The 22201-nt window shown below is 45.9% G+C and carries 14 protein-coding genes, 1 pseudogene and 1 riboswitch; of the genes and pseudogenes, 4 read left to right on the top strand and 11 right to left on the bottom strand.

The genetic code is table 11. The annotated features are described in order from the left end of the window. The first annotated feature begins 4 nt into the window (after nt 1-4). Entirely contained in the window at nt 5-1279 is a 1275-nt protein-coding gene (locus D082_RS12395) for a cyclic nucleotide-binding domain-containing protein (RefSeq protein ID WP_238546723.1), read from the top strand. Between the two features lie 16 nt (nt 1280-1295). Here the strand turns inward: D082_RS12395 and recA are convergent, their stop codons facing one another. After that, nucleotides 1296-2360: a recombinase RecA gene (gene recA, locus D082_RS12390; protein ID WP_028947342.1), complete on the bottom strand. Its 1065-nt coding sequence runs from the start codon at nt 2358-2360 to the stop codon at nt 1296-1298. A 360-nt stretch (nt 2361-2720) separates the two neighbouring features. Between recA and D082_RS12385 the strand changes: the two genes are divergently transcribed. Beyond that, nucleotides 2721-3152, top strand: a complete 432-nt coding sequence (locus tag D082_RS12385) for an Hsp20/alpha crystallin family protein (protein ID WP_028947343.1) — start codon at nt 2721-2723, stop codon at nt 3150-3152. Between the two features lie 145 nt (nt 3153-3297). Here the strand turns inward: D082_RS12385 and D082_RS12380 are convergent, their stop codons facing one another. Continuing rightward, nucleotides 3298-4194, bottom strand: a complete 897-nt coding sequence (locus D082_RS12380; RefSeq protein ID WP_028947344.1) for a ParA family protein — start codon at nt 4192-4194, stop codon at nt 3298-3300. Nucleotides 4195-4442: 248 nt separating this feature from the next. Continuing rightward, nucleotides 4443-4504: riboswitch (Glutamine riboswitch) on the top strand. A gap of 33 nt (nt 4505-4537) precedes the next feature. On the opposite strand from D082_RS12380, the gene D082_RS12375 reads away from it, so the two are divergent. Next, nucleotides 4538-4993, top strand: a complete 456-nt coding sequence (locus tag D082_RS12375; RefSeq protein ID WP_028947345.1) for a DUF4278 domain-containing protein — start codon at nt 4538-4540, stop codon at nt 4991-4993. A gap of 125 nt (nt 4994-5118) precedes the next feature. Here D082_RS12375 and D082_RS12370 read toward each other — a convergent pair whose 3' ends face one another. Then, a complete protein-coding gene (locus D082_RS12370) occupies nt 5119-6441 on the bottom strand; it encodes a proton extrusion protein PcxA (protein ID WP_028947346.1) in 1323 nt (440 codons plus the stop codon). A 181-nt stretch (nt 6442-6622) separates the two neighbouring features. Between D082_RS12370 and D082_RS12365 the strand changes: the two genes are divergently transcribed. Then, complete coding sequence (locus D082_RS12365) at nt 6623-8710, top strand: hypothetical protein (RefSeq protein ID WP_028947347.1); 2088 nt, start codon at nt 6623-6625, stop codon at nt 8708-8710. 66 nt (nt 8711-8776) lie between these two features. On the opposite strand, the gene D082_RS12360 is transcribed toward D082_RS12365, so the two are convergent. From D082_RS12360 to carA, 8 genes and pseudogenes are all read right to left on the bottom strand, one after another. After that, entirely contained in the window at nt 8777-10009 is a 1233-nt protein-coding gene (locus D082_RS12360; RefSeq protein WP_028947348.1) for a cation:proton antiporter, read from the bottom strand. A gap of 107 nt (nt 10010-10116) precedes the next feature. After that, complete coding sequence (locus tag D082_RS12355; protein ID WP_028947349.1) at nt 10117-11304, bottom strand: response regulator; 1188 nt, start codon at nt 11302-11304, stop codon at nt 10117-10119. A 48-nt stretch (nt 11305-11352) separates the two neighbouring features. Then, complete coding sequence (locus D082_RS12350; RefSeq protein WP_051738845.1) at nt 11353-12270, bottom strand: bifunctional diguanylate cyclase/phosphodiesterase; 918 nt, start codon at nt 12268-12270, stop codon at nt 11353-11355. Nucleotides 12271-13592: 1322 nt separating this feature from the next. Next, nucleotides 13593-13823: pseudogene (locus tag D082_RS19100) on the bottom strand (IS701 family transposase); the annotation flags it as partial. 266 nt (nt 13824-14089) lie between these two features. After that, complete coding sequence (locus D082_RS12340) at nt 14090-15334, bottom strand: hypothetical protein (protein ID WP_144428742.1); 1245 nt, start codon at nt 15332-15334, stop codon at nt 14090-14092. A gap of 144 nt (nt 15335-15478) precedes the next feature. Beyond that, nucleotides 15479-15730: a type II toxin-antitoxin system HicB family antitoxin gene (locus D082_RS12335; RefSeq protein ID WP_028947352.1), complete on the bottom strand. Its 252-nt coding sequence runs from the start codon at nt 15728-15730 to the stop codon at nt 15479-15481. 272 nt (nt 15731-16002) lie between these two features. Further along, on the bottom strand, nt 16003-20673 hold the full coding sequence (gltB, locus tag D082_RS12330) for a glutamate synthase large subunit (protein ID WP_081857703.1): 4671 nt from the start codon (nt 20671-20673) through the stop codon (nt 16003-16005). 306 nt (nt 20674-20979) lie between these two features. Next, complete coding sequence (gene carA / locus D082_RS12325) at nt 20980-22146, bottom strand: glutamine-hydrolyzing carbamoyl-phosphate synthase small subunit (protein ID WP_028947354.1); 1167 nt, start codon at nt 22144-22146, stop codon at nt 20980-20982. Nucleotides 22147-22201: the final 55 nt, after the last annotated feature.

Raw genomic sequence — 22201 nt, 5'->3', positions numbered from 1 at the left:
CAATGTGCTCAGAACGGTGGAAAACCTCGCTTTGACCGCTTTCCTTCAAGGTATTTTGGGCGCTTCTAGCATGGCCCTAGGGGCCTTAATTGCTGTGGCTTGGCAACCGGGACGAAAATTTTTAGCGGCGGTGATGGCCTTTGGCAGTGGCACTTTGATGGCGGCGATCGCCTTGGAAATTGCTACTGCAGTTCACCGCAGTGCCGGCGTTTTTGTCCTGGTAGGGGGTTTTTTGCTTGGGGGAGTGTTGTTTATTAGCTTGAGTAAATACATTGATGAGCATGGGGGCTTTTTGCGTAAACCCGCCGTTAGCCGTCGCTACGTGGTGGAACATAAAATTCTGGAATCCCATGAGCTGGTAGATTATCTAGCCCATAGCGAAGTGATGAATGCTTTGCCGGAGCATGAAAGGCATCAATTGGCAGGTCTGCTCACTCCTCACCATGCCTACCCCAGGGAAGTGCTTTGCCGAGAAGGGGAGCAAGGGGATTATTTTTATTTGATCGCGGTTGGAGAAGCGGATGTTTATAAAGGGGAAACCTGGGTTAATCGGCTCACATCGGGGGATATTTTTGGCGAAATGTCCCTATTAACGGGGGAACCTAGGTCAGCCACGGTGGTGGCCGTTACTGCCATGGAACTGTATCAGCTTGACAAGGAAAACTTTGCTCAAATTCTCGGTCAATCCCCCCATCTTGCCCTGGTGCTGAGTCGAAAATTAGCCCGCCGCTTGCAGTCAGCCACGGATTTTGAACAACGCTCTCCCCCGGCGGATTCCCTTTCTGTGCTGGAACCCCTGGTGGAGGGAGATAACGATCGCCAAGTGTTGGCCAAATTAGCCCAAAGTTCTGCTCCCATGGCCATCTTAGTCGGAACCCTATTTGATAACATCCCCGAGGCTATGGTTATCGGCATGAACACCCATATCACCCCCTGGGGCGGTGCTTTTTTGTTTGCTGTGTTTATTGCCAATTTTCCCGAAGCTCTCTCCAGTTCCTTTGGCATGAAACAGGCTGGCATTGCTAACGGACGTATTTTAGCTCTTTGGTTTGGAGCCGTAGTGGCCAGCGGTTTGATTGCCATGGTCGGTTACTCCATTGGCCAGAGTGGCACTCTGTTGCTGGTCGCAGTGGCTCAGGCGATCGCCGGTGGGGGAATTATAGCGATGTTAGCCAGCACCATGATGCCAGAAGCCTATGAGTTGGGCGGCAGTTCCGTGGCCTATGCCACTATTATTGGCTTTTTAGTGGGATTTCTTATTTCCGCTTCCCATCTGTGAATGGTTCAATGGACTACTAAAAATCCCCTTCTTCCCCCGGCTCCTCCGGTAAATCTTCCGTTTCCACCGGGAAAACTGCATTGACTAGCGACAATTTTTCCCGCACCTGTTGATCGATGGTGGCGGCGATTTCTGGATTTTCCTCCAGATATTTCATGGCATTATCCCGGCCCTGGGCAATGTTTTCTCCGTTATAGCTGTACCAAGCTCCTTTACGGGTAATTACTTCGCATTTTTCCGCCAGGTCAATGGTGCAACCCATGCGGGAAATACCCTGGCCGAAAATGATGTCAAATTCAGCAATGCGGAAAGGGGGAGCCACTTTATTTTTGGCCACCTTCACCTTGGCCCGGATACCGTATTCTCCTTCCGTACCTTTTTTTAGAGTTTGAATGCGGCGAATATCCAAACGGACAGAGGCGTAAAATTTCAGCGCATTTCCTCCGGTGGTTACTTCGGGGCTGCCATAGGTCACACCAATTTTTTGCCGTAATTGGTTGAGGAAAATCACTAAACAGCCCGATCGCCCAATGTTACCGGCAATTTTCCGCATGGCTTTACTCATCAGGCGAGCTTGGGAACCAACGGATGTATCTCCCATTTCCCCTTCAATTTCTGCCCGGGGCACCAGGGCCGCCACGGAATCGACCACAATAATATCCACCGCAGTGGAACGCACCAACTGGTCAACAATTTCTAGGGCTGACTCACCATTGTCCGGTTGAGCCACTAATAAATTATCAATATCCACCCCCAGGGCCTTGGAATAGACTGGGTCGAGGGCGTGTTCCGCATCCACAAAAGCCGCTACTCCCCCAGCTTGTTGGGTGGCCGCCACCGCATGGAGGGCCAACGTTGTTTTCCCAGAGCTTTCCGGGCCATAAATTTCCACAATCCTACCCTTGGGTAAACCACCCCCCAGGGCCAAATCCAAAGTCAGGGCTCCGGTGGAAATGGTTTCCACTCGCATTTGGGTGGCATCCCCCAGGCGCATAATCGCTCCCTTGCCAAAGCTCCGCTCAATCTGGGCTAGGGCGGCGTTTAGGGCTTTTTCGCGGTCGGAAATATTGGTGCTGGCCATTGATTTATGGGGATTGCAGAAGGAGATTCTATCTTAGCTGAAGTGGGCGGGAAGACCCACGCCATAATTTGCAATTCGGAATCTGGATCAAGGCAAACATAAGTTTTTATTTCAGACTTGGTTTGCCCATGGGTAATTATCCCCACTCCGATCGCCATTATTTTTATCAAATATTTACCCAAGGATATGGGTAACCATCTCTTTTTTATCTTTTTTTAAGCAAAAGTTGAGCTGGAAACTGGCATTTCGGCAATCCCCCCAAAGTCTTTCCTGGAAACCGAATCTCCTCCCCTGGCCGAGATTTTAAGATGGAACCATCCAGGGTTAATCAATCCCTCCCATACACTAGGAGTTAACATTATGTCTCTCATTCTTTACAATCCCCTGCGGGAAATGGATAGCTTCCAACGGCAAATGAACCAACTTTTTGATGAAGTGTTTGTGCCCACAGAACGCCATGGGTTTAGCCCCAAAGCAGAATTGACTGAAACGGAAGAAGCCTATCTACTCAAGCTCGAATTGCCTGGCATTAGCCCCGATGATTTAGATATCCAGGCCACCAAGGATGCGGTCACCATCAGTGGCGATCGCCAAGACACCCACAGTACGGAAAAAGATGGTGTGCGCCGTACGGAGTTCCGCTATGGCAGTTTCCATCGGGTTATTCCTGTACCTGGAGCCATCCAAAACACAGAGGTCACAGCCAATTACGACGCTGGTATTTTGACTCTCACTTTGCCCAAAGTGGAAGAAGCCAAAAACAAAGTGGTTAAAGTTCAGCTTTCCCAGTAGGCGTCGACTTTGCCAATATGGGCGGAGCAGCGGGGTGAACTAAACCCAGCGAATTGACTGTTAGTTTTTAACGAATCCCTTAATTTTTGATTGATAAATCTTTTCGAGCTCCCTTTGTCGTATCAATGGGGGCTTTGCTTTTACCTTAACCAAAAGCTTCCACTTTTTGTAAGAATTCCTGGGTTAATTTGATAAAAGCCCTTGAGCCCGCCGTATTGGGCATGGACGTAACCACTGGCATAAAACTATCCACCGCCTTGGCCACATTGACATCCATGGGAATAGATTGCTGGAATAATTGCTCTGGTGTGAAGTCCGTTTGCACCCGTCGCATCACCTGGTTATAGTAACGACTCATCAGCCCACCGCCGGAGAGAATAAACACCACGCCAATCAAGTTAATATTGAGGGGATCGTCCGATGCTTTATGGCTTTCTTTTAATTTTTCAATTCTTCTTTCTAGTAGCTGCATTCCCACCACCGATAGGGGTTCAGGCCGGGCCGGCAACAAATAAAAATCGCTGGCCGCAATGCCACTGCGGGTCAAAAGATTATAGCCAGGGGCGCAGTCGAGGATAACAAAATCATATTCCTCCAACACTGGAGCCAGCATTTCTTTGATCAATGTGCCTTCAAACTTATTCCACACCGCCTCAAAGTTAGGATTCTCCGTGGCGATCGCCGCCTGGTGGAGTTTTTCCGAAACCAGATACTCATCGTAAAGTTCAATGTCCCCAGGAAGCAGTTCCAGACCTTCAATTTGACAAATTTCTGGGCAAATAATGTCAAAAATATCCAACTTGCTGTGGGGATTAGGTTGGATAGCATTGGCCAACAGATAGCTCAGGGTTTTACCCTTTTTGCGAATTGCAGCAAAATCATGGGGAGCCATCAAACTCAAAGTGGCACTAATTTGAGAATCTAAATCCAACACCAAAACTCGTTTTTGGAAATACTTAGCCAAACAGGTGGCGAGGTTGACTGTCAAAGTAGTTTTGCCTACTCCGCCCTTCATATTGACGGTACTAATGATTTTGGCCATGGAAAATAAGATTATTTTGAAGACTGCAAGCAATGTTAAAGCCACAGGGAACGGCTAGCGGTAACCCTTCTAGCAGATCGTTGGCACCCAGCTCAAGTTCCATCTCCCCCACAACCAGGGAAAACGGGACTCTGGAAAAGCTCCGTTGAATAATCAGCAAAGCTTATAGAAATGTTAAGAAACTTGGATTTTACCCACCATTCCTTGACATGATCTGGCAAAACCGTAAAAATGGATACAGAAAGTAAATCGTTCATCTTCTCTTTTTGAAGAAGACGGAAGTAGGGATATATTCCTGAAGGAACGCGCCTCCTCTACCTTCAACAATAATTAGGAGCGCACTATGCAATTAAGTTACCGTGGAGTCAAGTACGACTACAATCCCCCCAAAATAGAAACGGAAGTTTTGGGGCTGGCAGGCAGTTACCGTGGTTTGGACTATCGTTTCCGCCGCACCACTGCGAAAAATGTCATTCAACCCAGCGTCAATCTAACCTATCGGGGAGTTTGCTTTAACCCCGCTCGGGATCTACAACCGGCTCTGTACACTGCCCCTGTGGCCAAAACGATGGAGGCTACCGCTGTCCCCAGCCAAATTTCTTTCCAGGATCGGGTCCGAGCCCGGCTCCATAGCAAAACCCAAGCGATCAAAAAACGTCAACAATCCTTGTTACTGCGTTTAGCAGAAGAAATTGGTTTAAATAGCGAGCAAGCCATCAACAGTGCTGTCCGCATTCAAGGCAAGGTTTTGGCTAACTTCCGTTCTGACTATGCCAGCCAAGGTGTAGGAATGAGCTAGTTCGACTGAATATTAGTTATCCGATTGACAAACTAACTAATCACTAAATAGTTGCCTCAACTCAATCAGAATAAAACTCTCCCCTTGGGCATAATGCTTAGGGGGTTTTATTTTATTGGTTCTAGCTACTCGTTCATGTTGCGATAGGTGGCCACTGCGGAGGGAGAAATACCATTTAAATAACGGAAGATCCAGTATTTAAACACTGTGTCTAAAATAACTGGAAAAGTGGCAATGAAAAGAAAGTTAAAGTCTTGATTTTCCGGTAGGCCAAAATGACGGGCAATACTGGCCAAAATTACTTCCCAGCCATGGGGGGAGTGGAAGCCAACAAACATATCCGTAAAGAGAATAATCAAAAATGCTTTGGCTGAGTCACTCAGTCCATAAACAATTTCGTCAATAAACTCTTTTAAAACTTCAATTTCCCGTTGACTGTTGACCAAAACTAACGCAAAGGATACTAGGGAAAAAATATCAGCAAAAATGTTGGCGATCGCATTGGTGCTAACCCGACGGTAACTTTCGGAAATTTCCTTGGCTTTCTCCACCAGTTTTTCTTCCTTTGCTTCGGGGGAAAGTTTTTCGCCAAAGCCTAAAAGTTCTCGAAAACGCAGAGATTCTTCAAAATGGCTCAACTCTTGATAAGCTTCTGCTTCCATACTCTGGTTGATGAAAACAATTTCATTATTGCGTTCAAAAAATGATTCTACCGAAGGAAGAAGAAAGAATGTTTTCGTTAATTGATGCGCCAACAAAGGAACAATAATTAGTGTCAGAATAAATTTAATTGACAGGGCAGTTTTATAGCGGGAATTGCGGTACTGTTTTAATACTTTCTGCTCAGTATCATTGGACTGGGGATCCATTTCCTGCTTAAGACGATCAATGGTTCGCAGAAAAGAACGGGGCAAAACGCCTGATTTCTGGGTAGCAGTGTCTGCCTTTTGTTGGGTATCTTCCCGTCGAATATACTGAAATCCTTCCCGGCGTTTTTTACCAACTTGCCGTTGCTTATTAGTGGCGATCGAGGACAGATTTAAAGCACCGCCGTTGGGAATTTGTTTGGGGGCATTAGCCTGGGGAAGTTCACCATCATAGCGTTGCAATACATCATCAATAAATTGTAATTGATCGAGAATATATTCTGTTTTAGCATCCTGCTTGAGCGCTGGATTGAGGCTCAGAATTCTCACAAATTCCTGGTCACTATTGAGATGGTAAATTTCCTGTTCTATTTTCCTAAGATGGCGTTGGATTTGATTAGCAAAATAAGTGACGGTATCGGCACTATAATCACAATTTTCTGGTCCTATTTTTTCGCCTTGGAAATATTGATCTTCAATTTCCTTAATTTTTACAGCGGCTTGGAAGGCCCGCTCTAGGGATTTCTGTGAAGATCTTCCAAACCACTGGGTTGCCCCTTGCCACCAATTTGTTAAATCCATTGACCGATTATTGGGTGAAAAAACAGCTAAGATGTTGTTTGATAAGGTTGTCTGATAAAGGTTTGGTTTTTGTTCAAACTGCCCAAACTCCACCGTCCTGGGTTTTGACCCGTAAGCTTTTGAAATTGAGCAATACAGGGAATCTTAGCAGAACAAATGGGAACTATCAGGGGTAAAAAATTTGGGAGAAATAATCTGGCTAGAAGGACAATCGCTCAGTGGCAAAACCCACCGATTAACCCAGTTATATGGCCAATGGTGGCGGGGTAGAGAAACGGGGAAAGAGTTAGACCAACCAAATCTAGCTTTGGTGTTGACGGCTAATGGCCAAACTCGACGGCGGTTAACCCGTAGTTTACAACGGGAAATTGATGGTAGAGCCCCGGTGACGGTGAAAACCCCTCTCGGTTTGATGACGGAGGATGTGCGTTTATTTTGGCCTCTGTTATTGTCTCAGGGCATTACCGGTAAGCTTTTCCCCACCCAGTTGCGGTCAGAAACGGAACAATGGTTGGCCGTGGAGCAATGGCAGGCCAAGTATCCTGGCCGGGATAGTGCGTTGAATCCAACCCAACGGTCTCGATTAGTTCGTAATTTGTTGGATTTGGGGCAGTTGGCGGGGGCCGCTGGTTGGTCCGATCGCCAGGTATTGGCAAGATTGACGGCGGGGGAATTGCGGATCACACCGGGGGAAATTAGCCCAGAAGAGGCGATCGCCTTTTGGCAACATTGGCGGCAATGGTGTTTAGGACGGGGATTTATAACCTATGGGTTAATTTTCTCTTGTTACGGGGAGTATTTACTCAAAAATAGCCAATATCAACGATATTTACGGCAAAGCTATGACACAATTTTTGCTGATGATGTGGATGATTATCCGGCGATCGCCCTAGATTTGTTTGACCAGTTGCGGCCCCATTGTTCCCAAGCTGTATTTAGCTTTAATCCCGATGGCCAGGTGCGTTTAGGCTTAAATGCCGACCCCAATGCCTTAGCGGTGATAGCCCAGTGGGGCCAAGAGGAGCGGTTAGAACGGCCGACGGGCATTGCCCCCCAGCTATCCCAACAGGTTTTAACCCTAATGGCAGATCCCCGATCGCCGGGGCCATTACCTTCCCAGGTACAGGCGTTGCAGACTTTTTCCCGAGCCCAACTCCTACGGCAAATAACAGATCAGATTATTGCGGCCGTGGAAGCCAAGGAAGTAAAACCCCAGGACATTGCCATCATCGCCCCCGGCCTAGACGAGATTGCCCGCTACAGTTTTTTAGAAATTTTTAACAAAGCTGGCATCGACACCATCGTCCTCAACGAGCAACGGCCCCTCAGCAGTGCCCCTTTAATTCGTAGTTTACTGACCCTGTTGGCCCTACTGTATGACCTGGGGGAATGGGCCCGGCGGGAACAGGTGGCGGAAATGTTGGTAGTGCTGGGTGAACGGCGTTCGGGGGGTCAAACCAAGCTGGCAATTGACCCCGTGCGGGCAGGCCTGTTGGCGGATACTTGCTATGCCATTAATCCCGAGGCCCCTGCATTAATGCCCATAGAACAATATCCCCGGTGGGACCGTTTCGGTTACCAAGCCAGCCAAGCCTATGGTGCTTTACGGCAATGGCTAACGGAGCAAAAACAAGTTCTGGCTCAGGAACCTCTGTCCCCAGTAACTATGCTAGACCGGGCCATCCGTGAACAACTACCCCCAGAACATCAACTCAGCTATGGCGAATTGGCTTCTCTGCGGGAGTTGATGGAAACCCTCCAGCATTTTGGGCAGGTGCAGGGAAAACTCCAGGGGAGTGTTGGGGATTGGGGCGAGGATTTAATCCAGATACGGTCAAAGCTGGCCCTATTTTTACAATTACTCAGTCAGGGTACCGTTACCGCCCAACCCCGACCGGATATTCCCGATTGGTTACCATCACCACCGGCCATTACCCTGGCTACCATTTACCAATACCGTTCCCTCCGTAGCCAACACCGCTGGCATTTCTGGCTTGATGCTGGCGATCGCCTCTGGGAAATGGGAGGAGCATCCCAATTGTTTGGAGCACCGCTATTGCTCAGGCGTCGGGAGCCCAAGCCCTGGACCCAAGAAGAACAACAACAATGGGACCAAGAAAGATTTGAGCGCATTGTGCGGGATCTGTTGGCCCGGGTAACGGAAAAACTAGTGCTTTGCCACAGTGAAATCAGTGTGCGGGGTACAGAACAGGTAGGCAAACTGTTAAATATTATCCAACGGGCTGAAAATTTATCGGCTTTTGATTAGTTTAATTACTCCCACCAGGACTAGGAACTGCGAAAATCACGGACGGTTTTGGCTTTCCTCATTCCATTAGTGAGCCGGGACAGGATAAATTCTTGTCACTAAAGGAGAAGTAATAAGGGTGGTGACGATCGCCATAATCACAAAAATAGTAAAAATCACTGGGGAAATTACCCCTAGTTTCAGACCCACATTAAGAATAATTAATTCCGTTAAGCCCCTAGTATTCATCAACCAGCCCAGGGCCTTGGCTTCCTGCTTTTCCACCCCCAACGCCCTAGTGGTTAGATACACCCCGCCATATTTACCTGCGATCGCCGCCGTCACAACTAGGGCACACACCGCCCAGAGGGTGGGATTATTGAGCAAACCAAGATCAGTGCTCAAGCCACTATAAGCAAAAAAAATTGGTAACAAAAATGTAGAAACAAAGTCTTCAGTTTTGGTGGTTAGTTCCTTGCTGAGATTAGTGTTTTTAGGTAAGATTGCGCCTAAAATGAATCCCCCAAAAATTACGTCAATACCAATCCATTCCGTCAGCATAGCTGAGAGAATAACCGCTATATAAATAAAAGTTAACAGGCCTTGGCTGAGATAATTTTTTTGACCGTAATTGCGGAGAATATATTTGAAAAATTTCCGCCCCAAAGTCACCATGAAGACAGTGTAAACAATAATGCCCAAGAGGGTGGGCACGGCCCCCAGTATGTTGTTAGTTCGGGTCGCCGCAATGGCGATCGCCAACAGACACCAAGCACTAATGTCATCCACCGAGGCACAGGTCAATCCCAAAGTACCCAGGGGAGTTTTATCCAAACCAGTGTCCTTTAAAATACGGGCCAGCACTGGAAATGCCGTAATGGACATAGCCGACCCGATAAAGAGTGCAAAAGGAATAAAGCTAGTTTGATTGGGTTGATTGAGGGAGTAGAGAATCGCCGAAGATAGAGCTATTCCCAAAATAAAGGGAAACAGGATACTAACGTTGGAAGTTAAAATGGCAACCTTGAGTTTTTGGCGGAGATGCTGGGGGTTAAGCTCCAAACCAACCAAAAACATATAAAAAATTAAGCCAATTTCCGAAAGTAGATATAGGAAAGGCTGGGTTGTTGGCGGAAATAAACTTTTTTCTACAGCCGGAGACAATAAACCCAATAGGGAAGGCCCCAACATGATCCCCGCAATAATTTCCCCAATGACCGGGGGCTGTTGAAAACGGCCAAACAGTAAACCAATCAGACGGGCTAGACCAATAATGATGATGATATTGGCCAGGATCAACAGCAGAGTATTGTTATCCATAATCACGCCTCCCAGTCTAGCTCCCCCACATTTGACTGAGAAAAAGCATATCTCGGAAAAAGGACAATATACCAGATACTAAATTCGATGGAGCTGGCCTAGGGATCTTATGCTGTGGCTACTGCCCGTAAATTATTTTTTACCTTTAGTAATAAATCTTGGGGTAGAAAAGGCTTTTGCAAATTATCATTGACCCCAGACATTTTTGCTTTAATATTTTGCACTAGGTTGTTATCGTCTACCATCAACATAATAGGGACTCCGCTAAGCTGGGGAGATTTACGGCAGAGGGAAGCGAGTTGGTAACCATCCATTTTCTCCATATCGGCATCGATCAGAATTAGGTCAGGATTTTGTCCCTGGAGGGAAGCCAGTGCTTTGAACGGATCGGTGATGGTATTCACCCGATAACCACTTTTTTCCAGTGTGTACTCAATAATATGCTGATGGGCTTGGTTTTCGTCCACGCTAACCACCAAAGGACGATTATCAATGGCAATTTCCTGGTAGGGGAGCATAGTAATATCCCCCGCCTTAATTAAATTCCGCATGGTGATCGCCAATTGTAGGGTGCTGAGTTTAGTGGCGCTGGCAATGTCGTAAAGACAGTGCAAATTTTCCAAACTCTGTTGAAATACCTGCCAAAATTCTTCGTTGGTTTGGGGATTAGCCTTAGTCAAAACTCCCCGTAATTTCCGCATATCCTGTACCAAAGGCCGTTGAAAAGGAGAATTAATTTCCGAACGCAACTCCCACCAGTAATTTACCTTTTTCTCAATGGGACCCACGGCCTGCTCTAAATTAAGGTTCAGGAAAAGATGTCTAAGCTTGTTATTGGGCTCCAATCTATATTCGGTTTTGGGTAGAGAAAGGGCCTGGACCAAAGCTTCCTGGGTGAATTGAGTTAAGACTGACCGGGTTTGCTGAAAAGAAAAATATTTTTTTCTCCATAGCTCACAAATGTAGTTATAGTCACTGTCCAACTGGCTTGGTAGTTGCAGATGTCTATCTTGAAATAACTTACCCAGCATATAATTCAAACGTTTACCATTGCCCACCGCACTGTTGGCAAAGTGAATTTTGCCATTGCCCAGGTAAATCTGCCAATCAACAAACTCATCAAAGGGGTTACGGATAGTCAGTTGGCCAGTAAATCTCTCTGCCATTAACTGTCCTAACAATTCCCGGGGGATAGCCCGTTTGACACTATTGTTTTCAGCCTGTTGGGGAACAGAAGACCAAAATTGATTAACCATGGCACGGTCCTCGGAAAGGGGAAAGACAAAGGCAGTCATAGGAATATTGGAGTAAAGTTAATCATTCGTCGGATTTGGAGGCAATACCTAGGCGGCGATCGCCGTGGTTGAATTGGTCGAATTACCGGAATTGCAGCAGTGGTGAAGATAGTGGGTAATTTTTTCCTCGTTGAGGGGACGACTGAAGAAAAAGCCCTGGAGCACGTCACACTGTAAGGATTGTAGTAACTGCAGTTGACTCTCCGTTTCTACCCCTTCCGCCACCACGCTCAACTGTAAACGCTGGCCCAGCCTGATTATACTTTCGAGAATGAACTCCGCCTTTTGATGCATTTCCAAATCCTCGAGAAAAGACTTGTCAATTTTCAGAGTATGGACAGGTAAATTTTTCAGCACGGAAAGCGAGGAATAACCCGTACCAAAATCGTCGATCGCCAAACGGACACCAAGCTGCTCTAAATCCCGAAGAACATCAATGGTGTGCTGCAAATCCCTGAAAATCAATCCCTCCGTCACTTCCAACTGCAATTGGGAGGGGGGCATTCCCGTTTCCTCTAGAATTCGTCGGACAGTCCAGACAAAATTGGGTCTTTGTAACTGTTGCAATGACAAATTGACTCCCAGTAAAAAGGGCGGTAGCCCTTCCATTTGCCAAATTTGATACTGAATACATGCAGCACGTAACACCCATTCACCAATGTTTACGATTAGTTCCATTTCCTCTGCCAAAGGAATAAATTCCTCGGGGGAGATGTTGCCCAACTCAGGATGTCGCCAACGGATCAATGCTTCTACTCCCACCAGATTTTTTCCCCGAGCATCCCATTGGGGCTGAAAATTGAGCCTGAATCCCTGGTCGGCCACCGCCTTAGTCAGAGCTTCACGGAGGTGCTGTCCACGGCTGGCACCACCATTACCTTGCTCCACTTCTAATGGCAGAGGGGAGCGGCCTTGAAACAAGTTATTCTCAGGCAAGGAGCGGGGAAGGCGAGGGAAGATGAACATATATTTTCCGGGATTCGATGGGGTTGACTCCGGAGAGCCTGGTGACTAGCTTTTGCCTAGTCTAGATTTTAGGGTTTTGGCACAGGGCACGCTAGAAGCATAGGATTCAGAGAAAAAACTCAAATCTTAATGTTTGCTTAAGACTTTATACTAAGACTCTTAAGAGATTGTTAAGCCAGTGTTAAGAATTGTAACAAAAGTGCAGGTCAGAAACAATGGGTACATAACTCAATGCCTAAGGCGAGGGAATAGCTCACTGCAACCTACACTTAATTAGTAATTCCTAATGACTAAGGTGGATACTAACTAGGTACCACTTAACAATCCGTAACATTTGACACCTTTGGCCTTTGTTGTGGGGATAAATATGCATAAATCAAGCTTGTCTTTGCGTTAATTGCAATTGAGCCTTGACCTAGGGGCAAAATCTCAACTAGAGGACAGTGGGAAATTAAATCAGCCGGTTCCATTTATTTAAATCGTGGTCCACCGAATTTAAATTGGTTTTATCCTATCCATCACCAGCAACCATCGTCGGTATCAACTGACACCTTAAAAAGTGCGATAGTCAGGGTAGGGCCATATATTCTCTCCATTGCATCTGTAAAAATTTGGCTTGGGAAAGAAGCTAAAATGCTTTACTGGTGAGAACTTGAGCTCTTTCGATTGTCCCAAAGTCCATCTAGCTTCAAAGAACTTAATGAAACACTTTACCTAGCTTCATACAGTTGGCAACTTCCGACACCTTTAATCCTATGATCCTAGGAATGAAGATAGACCTCCATGAATTGATCTTTTTTCTTGCATTGACTGGAATCGGGGCTTGACCTATAGACAAAATCCTAGCCAAAGGTCAGCGCAAAATAAAATTGGGCGATTTCATTTGTTTAGAGGCATTTGGTCAAATTTAATGAATTACGGCGTGAGCTACCCGGCGCTGATCCTCGACAAAAATTCTAATCCAGAGGTTTGCGGGCATTTAAACTAAGGCTTATTCAACTTGTGCAGCAAGTTCTCAACTCACCCATAGAACACTTACTTTAACTCATTCAAATGCTTTAATTTCTCGACTAAATGTTGAATATCTAAATAATTTGTATTTATTTTAAGCGAGTATTATTAGTCAGCATCACAAAGAGTTTGCAAGGTCATTTTATTCATGCTTGATGATGATTTCAGAGCACACAAGTTGCACGTTGAATAACAACAGCAATTAGATTTGCATCAGTATAGTCAATCAAAGTAAGATTGAGACGGCCAAGACCTTTACCAAACAGCCTTTTAGCTCCGGTAAGTGTCTTACTTTCAATTAAATCAACTATACTACGGATTCCCACTGCATATTCTATCTTTAATTTTTCTAGGCTACTCACAAAAGTCCTATGGCTTTCTCCGTATAAGCTGTTTGACACCACTCTTTTTATTTTAAATCCACTTTCCTTTAATTCTTCTATTATTTCTACCGCTAATTCCGGCTTTGTTTTATACTTGTCTCCTTCTTTTAATCTTCCTTTTAGTTTAAATACTTTCAATTTTAAAGGCAACGTCATTCCATCACAGTATAGTCATTTCAAATAGTTTCGGGACTGCTTAAGTCTTTATTGACAAGCTTTTCGGTGAGTTTGACTGCCTCAATCTTACTAAAAACGACTATAACCATAAGCATTTACTGACACCATACCATTTTCTATTTTTCCTAAATTTCCATGGAAGAGGGATAATTTCTAAAAATTGCTTACCATTATGGATCAGGCGAAGATTTAACACATTAACTAGAATCGCCTCCGTCAAAACGAACGTTAACGCACTGGCATTGAAATCATATTTTATTTTGACCATTTGCCTCTACCAATTTGAACCACTTATCGTTTTTATCAAAATGGATGGAAAAGCCAAGTTCTATACCGTCATCCGTTATAAATATCTCTAAGTTATCACTAAAAATTTGATTGTAAATATCATATTTTTCAGCAAGCTTGCTTAAAAATTGACCTTCAAGTCCAATGAGTTTTGAGTACTCAAATTGAGTTTTTTCTTCAAGATTTAACGTATATTTTTTCTCCAAAATCATATCAATGTCAGGAAAGGAAATTACAAAATCAATATCTATTTTGTCATCAAATTCATCAATTCTAAAAAAAGTTTTAATCAATTTAATTTGTTTTACTTTATCGGTACATATTGCGTTTATCCTGATTTTTTCATAAATGTTATATTTTTTAGCTATTTTTTCAATAAAATTTTCAATATCAATATCATCTGCAAGCATTATAAGCTCTCCTTGCTCTTGATCTGTCAATTCCACAAAATCTGTGAAAGTTTTATCTTTAATATCTAGAGAATAGTCAATAATTGTATTGTTTGGCTTCTCATAAATTCTCATTTTAAAGTCTTTGATATCAACGCTTTTTAATGTATTGGATTCGTAATCATATTGACTAAAAGCTATTATTGGCGCAGATCTAACACCTTGCTTTATCTTAAGAAGTGGAAGATTTTTATTTGCTTCATCTCTAGAGAAAAATATTTTATTAATGTAGTTAAAATAAATGCTTTTGTTTAAAATACCTTGTGAAACTAAAATTTCAGTCCACATATTCAAAACATTAGTTATAATCGAAAGAACATCTTTTTTTACTCCTGTTGTCAGTTTTACACTAACTTTAATTTGATGATGACGATATTGACCTTTGGCATCTTCATATAGAGTTATATGCAAATATTCATATATATCATTTGGATTGGAAATAAGAGGAGTATAATTTGTTAGTTTATAATGTTTTGTTAAATTTGTTATATCTCGTGCAAGAATGTAATCTTCACATCTTTCTCTTAAATAATCTATTGAAAAATCATAACCATAACCCTCTTTTAAATGTTCTCTAAAGTGGTAACAATTAGAACATACTATTGTGGCAAGACGTAAACAATCATTTCGCCCAAATGTATGACCAGATATGGCTTTTTTTAATTCATCGTAGGATTGTAAAAGAAGTTCGTGATATAACGAATGTGCGCTGTCATAGAGAGTCATATTTTTTCCAAACTTTTTAAGTTTAAACAAAAATAAGGGAAGAAACACCATCCTCCCTCTTACTCTAGCAAACGCATCAACTAAACTGAGGTTAAGGTTTTCTCCTCGGCCAAGCCGACATCATCATTGGCCTCTGGTGAACTTGCTTCGGAAGGAGGAACCGCTTGCCAGAATTTACTTATATTCCAACGACAATGAGCGACAATGAACCTTTGAGACTGAGATCCGGATGTCTTTAACTGCTTGACGAGGAAAACCATCATCCTCTAGCAACAACTCCAGAACCTCCTGCCCATTCTTAGCGGCTTCTTCATAGGTTTCTCCATGAGTCCGAAATTGTTGTTCCGGGAAATCCGGTAGATGGACAAGATAACACTCATCTTCATCCGACCAAACAATCACCATCGAGTAGGGTAGATTTGTCATTGAGCTAGTCTCCTTGATTAACAGCTTTAATGGCAGCCAAGACTTCTCTCTCCTGGTAAATTCTAGCGTCACTACTGTCCTTGCCAGAAAGTGTAATCCGTCCAGGATACTGAGGATGTAGCCATTTTGTATGACTGCCTTTTCCTGAAAATTACTTAAACCCAGCTTTTTTAAGGAGTGCCTTGAGTTCACGGACTTTTTTCGGCATTGGAATCAGGAGGAGAGATTTAATATTGCTCCCCCCATACTACCCAAGTTAGTGAAATTCGAGCCTAAACTGAGGTTAAAGCCTTCTCCTCTGCCAAGCCCGCTTGCCCATTGGCCTCTGGTGAACTTGCTTCGGAAGGAGGAACTGCCTGCCAGAATTTGTCGAGATAATCCGACCAATTGGCTAAAATCGCCTTACCTTTGGGACTGCCAGTATGTTCTACGTGGGTAGTGATTAGAACTTTTAACTGCTCTTCCCCTTTGGGAGCAGTGATCCGTTGCAGTTTGATAATTTCCGGGTTGATTTTTTCCGGTAAATCCCCTGCTTCATCGAGGAAATAGGCTAACCCCCCTGTCATGCCTGCGCCGACATTGCGACCCACTGGACCGAGCACAACAACTACGCCGCCGGTCATATATTCACAGCAGTGATCGCCAGCCCCTTCAATGACCGCCTGACCGAGGGAATTACGCACTGCAAATCGTTCTCCCGCCCGGCCGTTGGCGTAGAGACTACCTCCTGTGGCTCCATATAAGCAGGTATTGCCGATGATGACGTTATTTTCCGAAGCATAGGTGGCACCAGCTGGGGGCACAATAACAATTTCTCCGCCATTCATACCTTTGGCCACATAATCGTTGGCTTCCCCCTGCAGATGGAGAGTCATACCATTGAGGTTGAAAGCCCCAAAACTCTGCCCTGCTGAGCCTTGGAAGTTGAGGGTAATACTGCCTTCAAAGCCAGTGTTGCCGTAGCGTTTGGCGATCGCCCCGGCCAGACGAGTGCCCACAGTGCGGTCTGTATTAACTAGGTGATAGGTTTTAGTAACGGAGGTTTGGTGGCTAATAGCTTCTTGGATGTCGGGATCGGCCAAAATTTCATCATCCAGCACAGGGCCATTGCTATGGACTGGTTGGTGATTTAACCATTGTCGATGTTGCTTGGTATCGGGAAGATTGAGTAGACAATCCAGGGTCAGATTTTGGGTTTTAGTCAACTGCACATCGGAACGCACTTTCAGTAAATCGGTGCGGCCAATAATGTCGTCCAAACTGCGATAACCAAGGTGAGCCAGAATGGAACGCACTTCTTCGGCAATGAAGTAGAAGAAATTAACTACTTGGCCGGGCACCCCTTTAAACCTTTGCCGTAGCCGTTCCTGCTGGGTAGCAACCCCCACGGGGCAATTGTTGGTGTGACAAACCCGGGCCATAATGCAACCCTCAGCAATCATGGCGATGGAACCAAAGCCATATTCTTCTGCCCCCATTAAAGCCGCCATCACCACGTCCCAGCCGGTTTTTAATCCCCCATCGGCCCGGAGCAAAACACGATCTCGTAGTTGGTTTTCCATTAGCACTAGATGTACCTCGGTGACCCCCAATTCCCAGGGAGAACCAGCGTGTTTGATGGAACTTAAAGGAGATGCTCCTGTACCACCATCATGGCCAGAAATTTGAATAATGTCCGCATTGGCTTTAGCTACCCCAGCGGCGATGGTACCAATGCCGATTTCCGCCACTAGCTTCACCGATACCTGGGCCTCAGGATTGATCTGATGCAGGTCATAAATTAATTGGGCTAAGTCTTCAATGGAGTAAATGTCGTGGTGGGGCGGTGGAGAAATGAGAGTTACACCGGGTTTAGAACGGCGCAACATGGCGATATATTCACTAACTTTCTTACCGGGCAGTTGGCCCCCTTCTCCGGGTTTTGCCCCCTGGGCCATTTTGATTTCTAACTGTTTGCCACTCATTAAATATTCCGGGGTAACACCGAAACGACCAGAGGCGATTTGTTTAATGGCAGAGTTGGCGGTGTCACCATTTTCTAATCCATGCAAGTGGGGCAGAGTCGGAGAATTTCCTTCACTGTCCACATCATCTAGAGTCAGGTAACGTACTACATCTTCTCCCCCTTCTCCGGAGTTGGATTTAGCCCCCAAACGATTCATGGCGATCGCCAAAGTTTCATGGGCTTCCCGGGACAGTGCACCGAGGGACATACCGCCAGTGCAAAAACGTTTGACAATACTTTCCACCGACTCCACTTCCTCCAGGGGAATGGCAGTTTGGTCGGAATTGAGATCCAGCAAATCCCGCAGAGCTGTTACGGGGCGATCCTTGAGATATTTACGGTACAGCTCGTAATGGTCGTAGGCTTCCGCATTGTTACCATTACCGCCCACCTCGTAGGCCGCCACCGCCTTATGCAAAGCTTTGGACATTTCCGGAGAATTCATATGATATTCGCCACCGGGACGGTAGTTAACAAAGCCAAAGTTTTCCAATTTTTTGGCCATTTCAGGAAAAGCAATGCCATGGAAAACCATCATTTCCCGGGCCACATCGGCGATGGTCAAACCGCCTACTCGGCTGGTGGTTCCAGCAAAGGCATATTCCACTAATTCCGCTCCTAAACCGATCGCCTCAAAAATTTGGGCTCCATGGTAGGAAGCCAGCAGGGAAATGCCCATTTTGGAAAGAATTTTGAATAATCCTGCTTCTACGGATTGACGATAATTTTTCAGGGCGGTGGTTAAATCAATCTTGTCTAACCGCCCATTCTCCATCAGCTTTTGGGTCTTTTCATCCAACCACCATTGCCGCACTGATTCCAATGCCAAATAGGGACAAATGGCGGAAGCACCATAGCCCACCAGACAGGCAAAATGGTGAGTGCTCCAGCATTGGGCAGTGTCCGCAACCAGGGAAGCTTTTAAGCGTAATCCGGCTCGAATTAAATGGTGATGTACTGCTCCCACCGCCAACAAAGGGGGAATAAAACTTTGATGTTCGGTTAACGTGTTGCCCTGGGGGCGATCGGTTAAAACTAGGATTTCAGCACCGGATTGAACGGAGGCGATCGCCGTTTTAACTAAATTATCTAAAGCGGTTTCCAGACTATTTACCCCATCCAAATCATAGAGGGTAGAAATTTCGTGAGTCTGCAACTGCCCAGTTTTAATGGCCTGCAACTCCACTTCATTGACCAATGGCGATCGGAGTTTAATGGTCCTGGCAGACTCAGCTTTAGGCTCTAACAAATTGCCCCGTTTGCCCAAAAACATAGCCAGGGACATCACCAAATTTTCCCGTAGGGGGTCAATGGGAGGGTTGGTTACCTGGGCAAACCTTTGCTTGAAATAGTCGTAGAGTAGCCGGGGTTTATTGGACAGTACAGCTAACGGCGTGTCGTCTCCCATGCAAAACGTTGGTTCCTTACCCTGGCTAGCCATGGGCACCACCACCATTTCCACATCTTCGGCGGTGTAACCAAAGGCAGCCTGTTGTTGCAGTACAGTTTGGGCGTTATCGAATAAAGGTTTTTCAGCAAAGCTATTAGACACAACCGTTTGACGCTGGGTTTTCACCCATTCCCCATAGGGATATTTTTGGGCCGCCCGCTGTTTAATTTGATAATTTTTGAGAATTTTTTTCTCAGCTAAATCCACCGCAATCATTTGCCCCGGTGCTAGGCGACCTTTCTCGACAATATCTGCCTGCGGTAAATCCACCACTCCCGCTTCGGAACCCAGGACAATATAGTCATCTTTGGTAATGCAATAACGGGCGGGCCGTAAACCATTACGATCTAGGCCGGCGCCGACGATTTTGCCATCACTAAATACCAATAAAGCGGGGCCATCCCAGGGTTCCTGTAAACCGCTGTAGTAGTCATGGAAATCGCTAATTTCCGGGTAATCTTTTAACCCTGGCTGATTTTTATAGGCTTCCGGTACTAAAATCATCGCTGCCTCCAGGGGGCTGCGGCCGGTGCGTACCAACAATTCCAAGGCACTATCGAGGTTATAGGAGTCACTGTTGGCTTGGTTAACAATGGGGGTTAACGCTTCCAACTCTGTTTTTGTCCAGCCGGACACATCCAATTCCTTTTCCCTGGCTGCCATCCAATTAATATTGCCTAAAAGGGTATTAATTTCCCCGTTATGACCCAATAAACGCATGGGTTGAGCGAGGGGCCATTTAGGCATGGTATTGGTGCTAAAACGACGGTGATAAACGGCAAAATTACTGGTATATTCAGGATTTTTTAAATCTAGATAAAATTCCCCTAGAATGATGCTACGAACCATGCCTTTATAGACAATGGTGCGACAGGAAAAGGAACAAACGTAGAAATCTTCAGCTAATTTTTTACCAATGACGGAGCGGGCAATATACAACCGCCGGTCTAGCTCATCGCCGGCGCAACCTTCTGGGCAGGTAACTAAAATTTGTTCAATGTGGGGTTGATTATTTCTGGCTTGAATGCCTAATACATCCGGATTAACAGGCACTTCCCGCCAACCTAACACTGATAATTTTTCCAGTCGTACCACTTCTTCCACGTAGGCCCGGGCCACCTCCCTGGCCCCAGGTTCCTGGGGTAAAAATACCATCCCGACCCCCAGGCGATCGCCATCGGGCATGGGCAAATTGCGATTTTCAAACCAGCGGGAAAGTAACAGACGGGGAATGGCGGTCATAACTCCGGCCCCGTCGCCGGAGTCGTTATCGGCACTACAACCACCCCGGTGTTCCATACAGCCCAGGGCCTTTAACGCTTGCTCCACTAACATATGGTCCGGTTGCCCCCGGAGATTAGCAATAAAGCCCACACCACAGGCATCCCGTTCTTCCACTAACCAAGGTTGACCGAGGAACGGCTGGGCAGAATTGGTGGCAATAGAAGAGTTTGTCATAGGAGCTAGCAACGGATATGGGAGGGAAATATGGGAGAGCAATGGGGGACGACAAAGGCCCATTCAACCTTGGGTGCGGTGGTTAATTCTACCAGCTAGCCTAGGCCGTGGTTGATTCGCCTTCATAACTTTGATGGTGGCGATCGCCAGATTTTACGGGTAATAGATAAACCAACCTGACCGATTTTGCTTGTAACTATTCTTCACATTATTACGCACCGAAAACCCAGATTCACCATTTTTCTGCACCATGGCAGACAAAAACCCACCAGAACCATTCCCCGGCGAACATTACCAACGGCAGTTGGAGTTGATCAGAGTGATGGGACAAAGGATTTAACCTGAAACCTGGCCATGGATCTCAGCCTTTTTTTGTCGCATTAACTTGACAAAGTTCTCAAACAAATAATCCGCATCATGGGGACCGGGGCTAGCTTCGGGGTGATACTGCACCGAGAAAAAGGGCAATTCCTTGTGGCGTAACCCCGCCACAGTTTTATCGTTGAGATTGAAATGGGTAATTTCCACTTCCTCCACCAGGGACCCCTCTGTCACTGCAAAGCCATGGTTCTGACTGGTGATTTCCACCTGTTGGTCCAAGCCACAGGGTTGATTCAGACCCCGATGCCCAAACTTGAGCTTAAAGGTTTCCGCCCCCAGGGACAGTCCCAACACTTGATGCCCCATGCAAATGCCAAACATGGGCTTTTGGGCCGCCAACAACTCCTTGGTGGTAATAATACCCTCCTCAACAGCGGAGGGATCCCCAGGGCCATTGGAAAGAAAAATCCCGTCGGGGTTATATTTAAGAATTTCCTCAGGGGAGGTGCTAGCAGGCACCACAATTACCCGACAACCATAACTGGCCAGGCGACGGAGAATGTTGCGCTTGACCCCAAAGTCCAGGGCCACCACTGTTAAGGGCGGTTCTTCTTTGTGTTCATTCACCGGGCCAAACTGCCAATGGTCATCGGTGGGGTCCGTCCATTCGTAAACTTCGCTGGTGGTGACTTCTTTGACCAAGTTCAAACCGGCCATGGAGGGAGCGGCCTGGATATACTGCAGTAGGGCTTCGGGCTCCAAAATTTCGGTGGAGATGCCGCCGTTCATGGCACCGACGGAACGCAACTTACGGGTAAGGGCTCTGGTGTCGATGCCGTAAATGCCGATGATTTTATGTTCCACCAAATAATCTGGTAGGGATTGGGTCGATCGCCAATTGCTGGGGCGGCGGGTGATATTGCGGGCCACAACCCCTTTAACGTGGGGGTGGATGGACTCCTCATCTTCTGGGTTGACCCCGGTGTTGCCCAATTCGGGGTAAGTAAAAGTAACAATCTGGCCGCAATAGCTGGGATCCGTCATTACCTCCTGATAACCGGTCATGCCAGTGTTGAAGACCACCTCCCCCACTGTGGTGCCATCGGCCCCAAAGGACCAACCGGGGTAGGCAGTGCCATCCGCAAGGACAAGAAGGGCCGGTTTCGCCGCAGCAATTGGCATAATGATATATTGCAAGGTAGCTGGAATAGGACTATTCGGCCGTAGTGGGAAAAAG

Source organism: Synechocystis sp. PCC 6714 (assembly GCF_000478825.2).
Taxonomy (GTDB): domain Bacteria; phylum Cyanobacteriota; class Cyanobacteriia; order Cyanobacteriales; family Microcystaceae; genus Synechocystis.
This window is presented reverse-complemented; position numbering and strand designations above follow the sequence as displayed.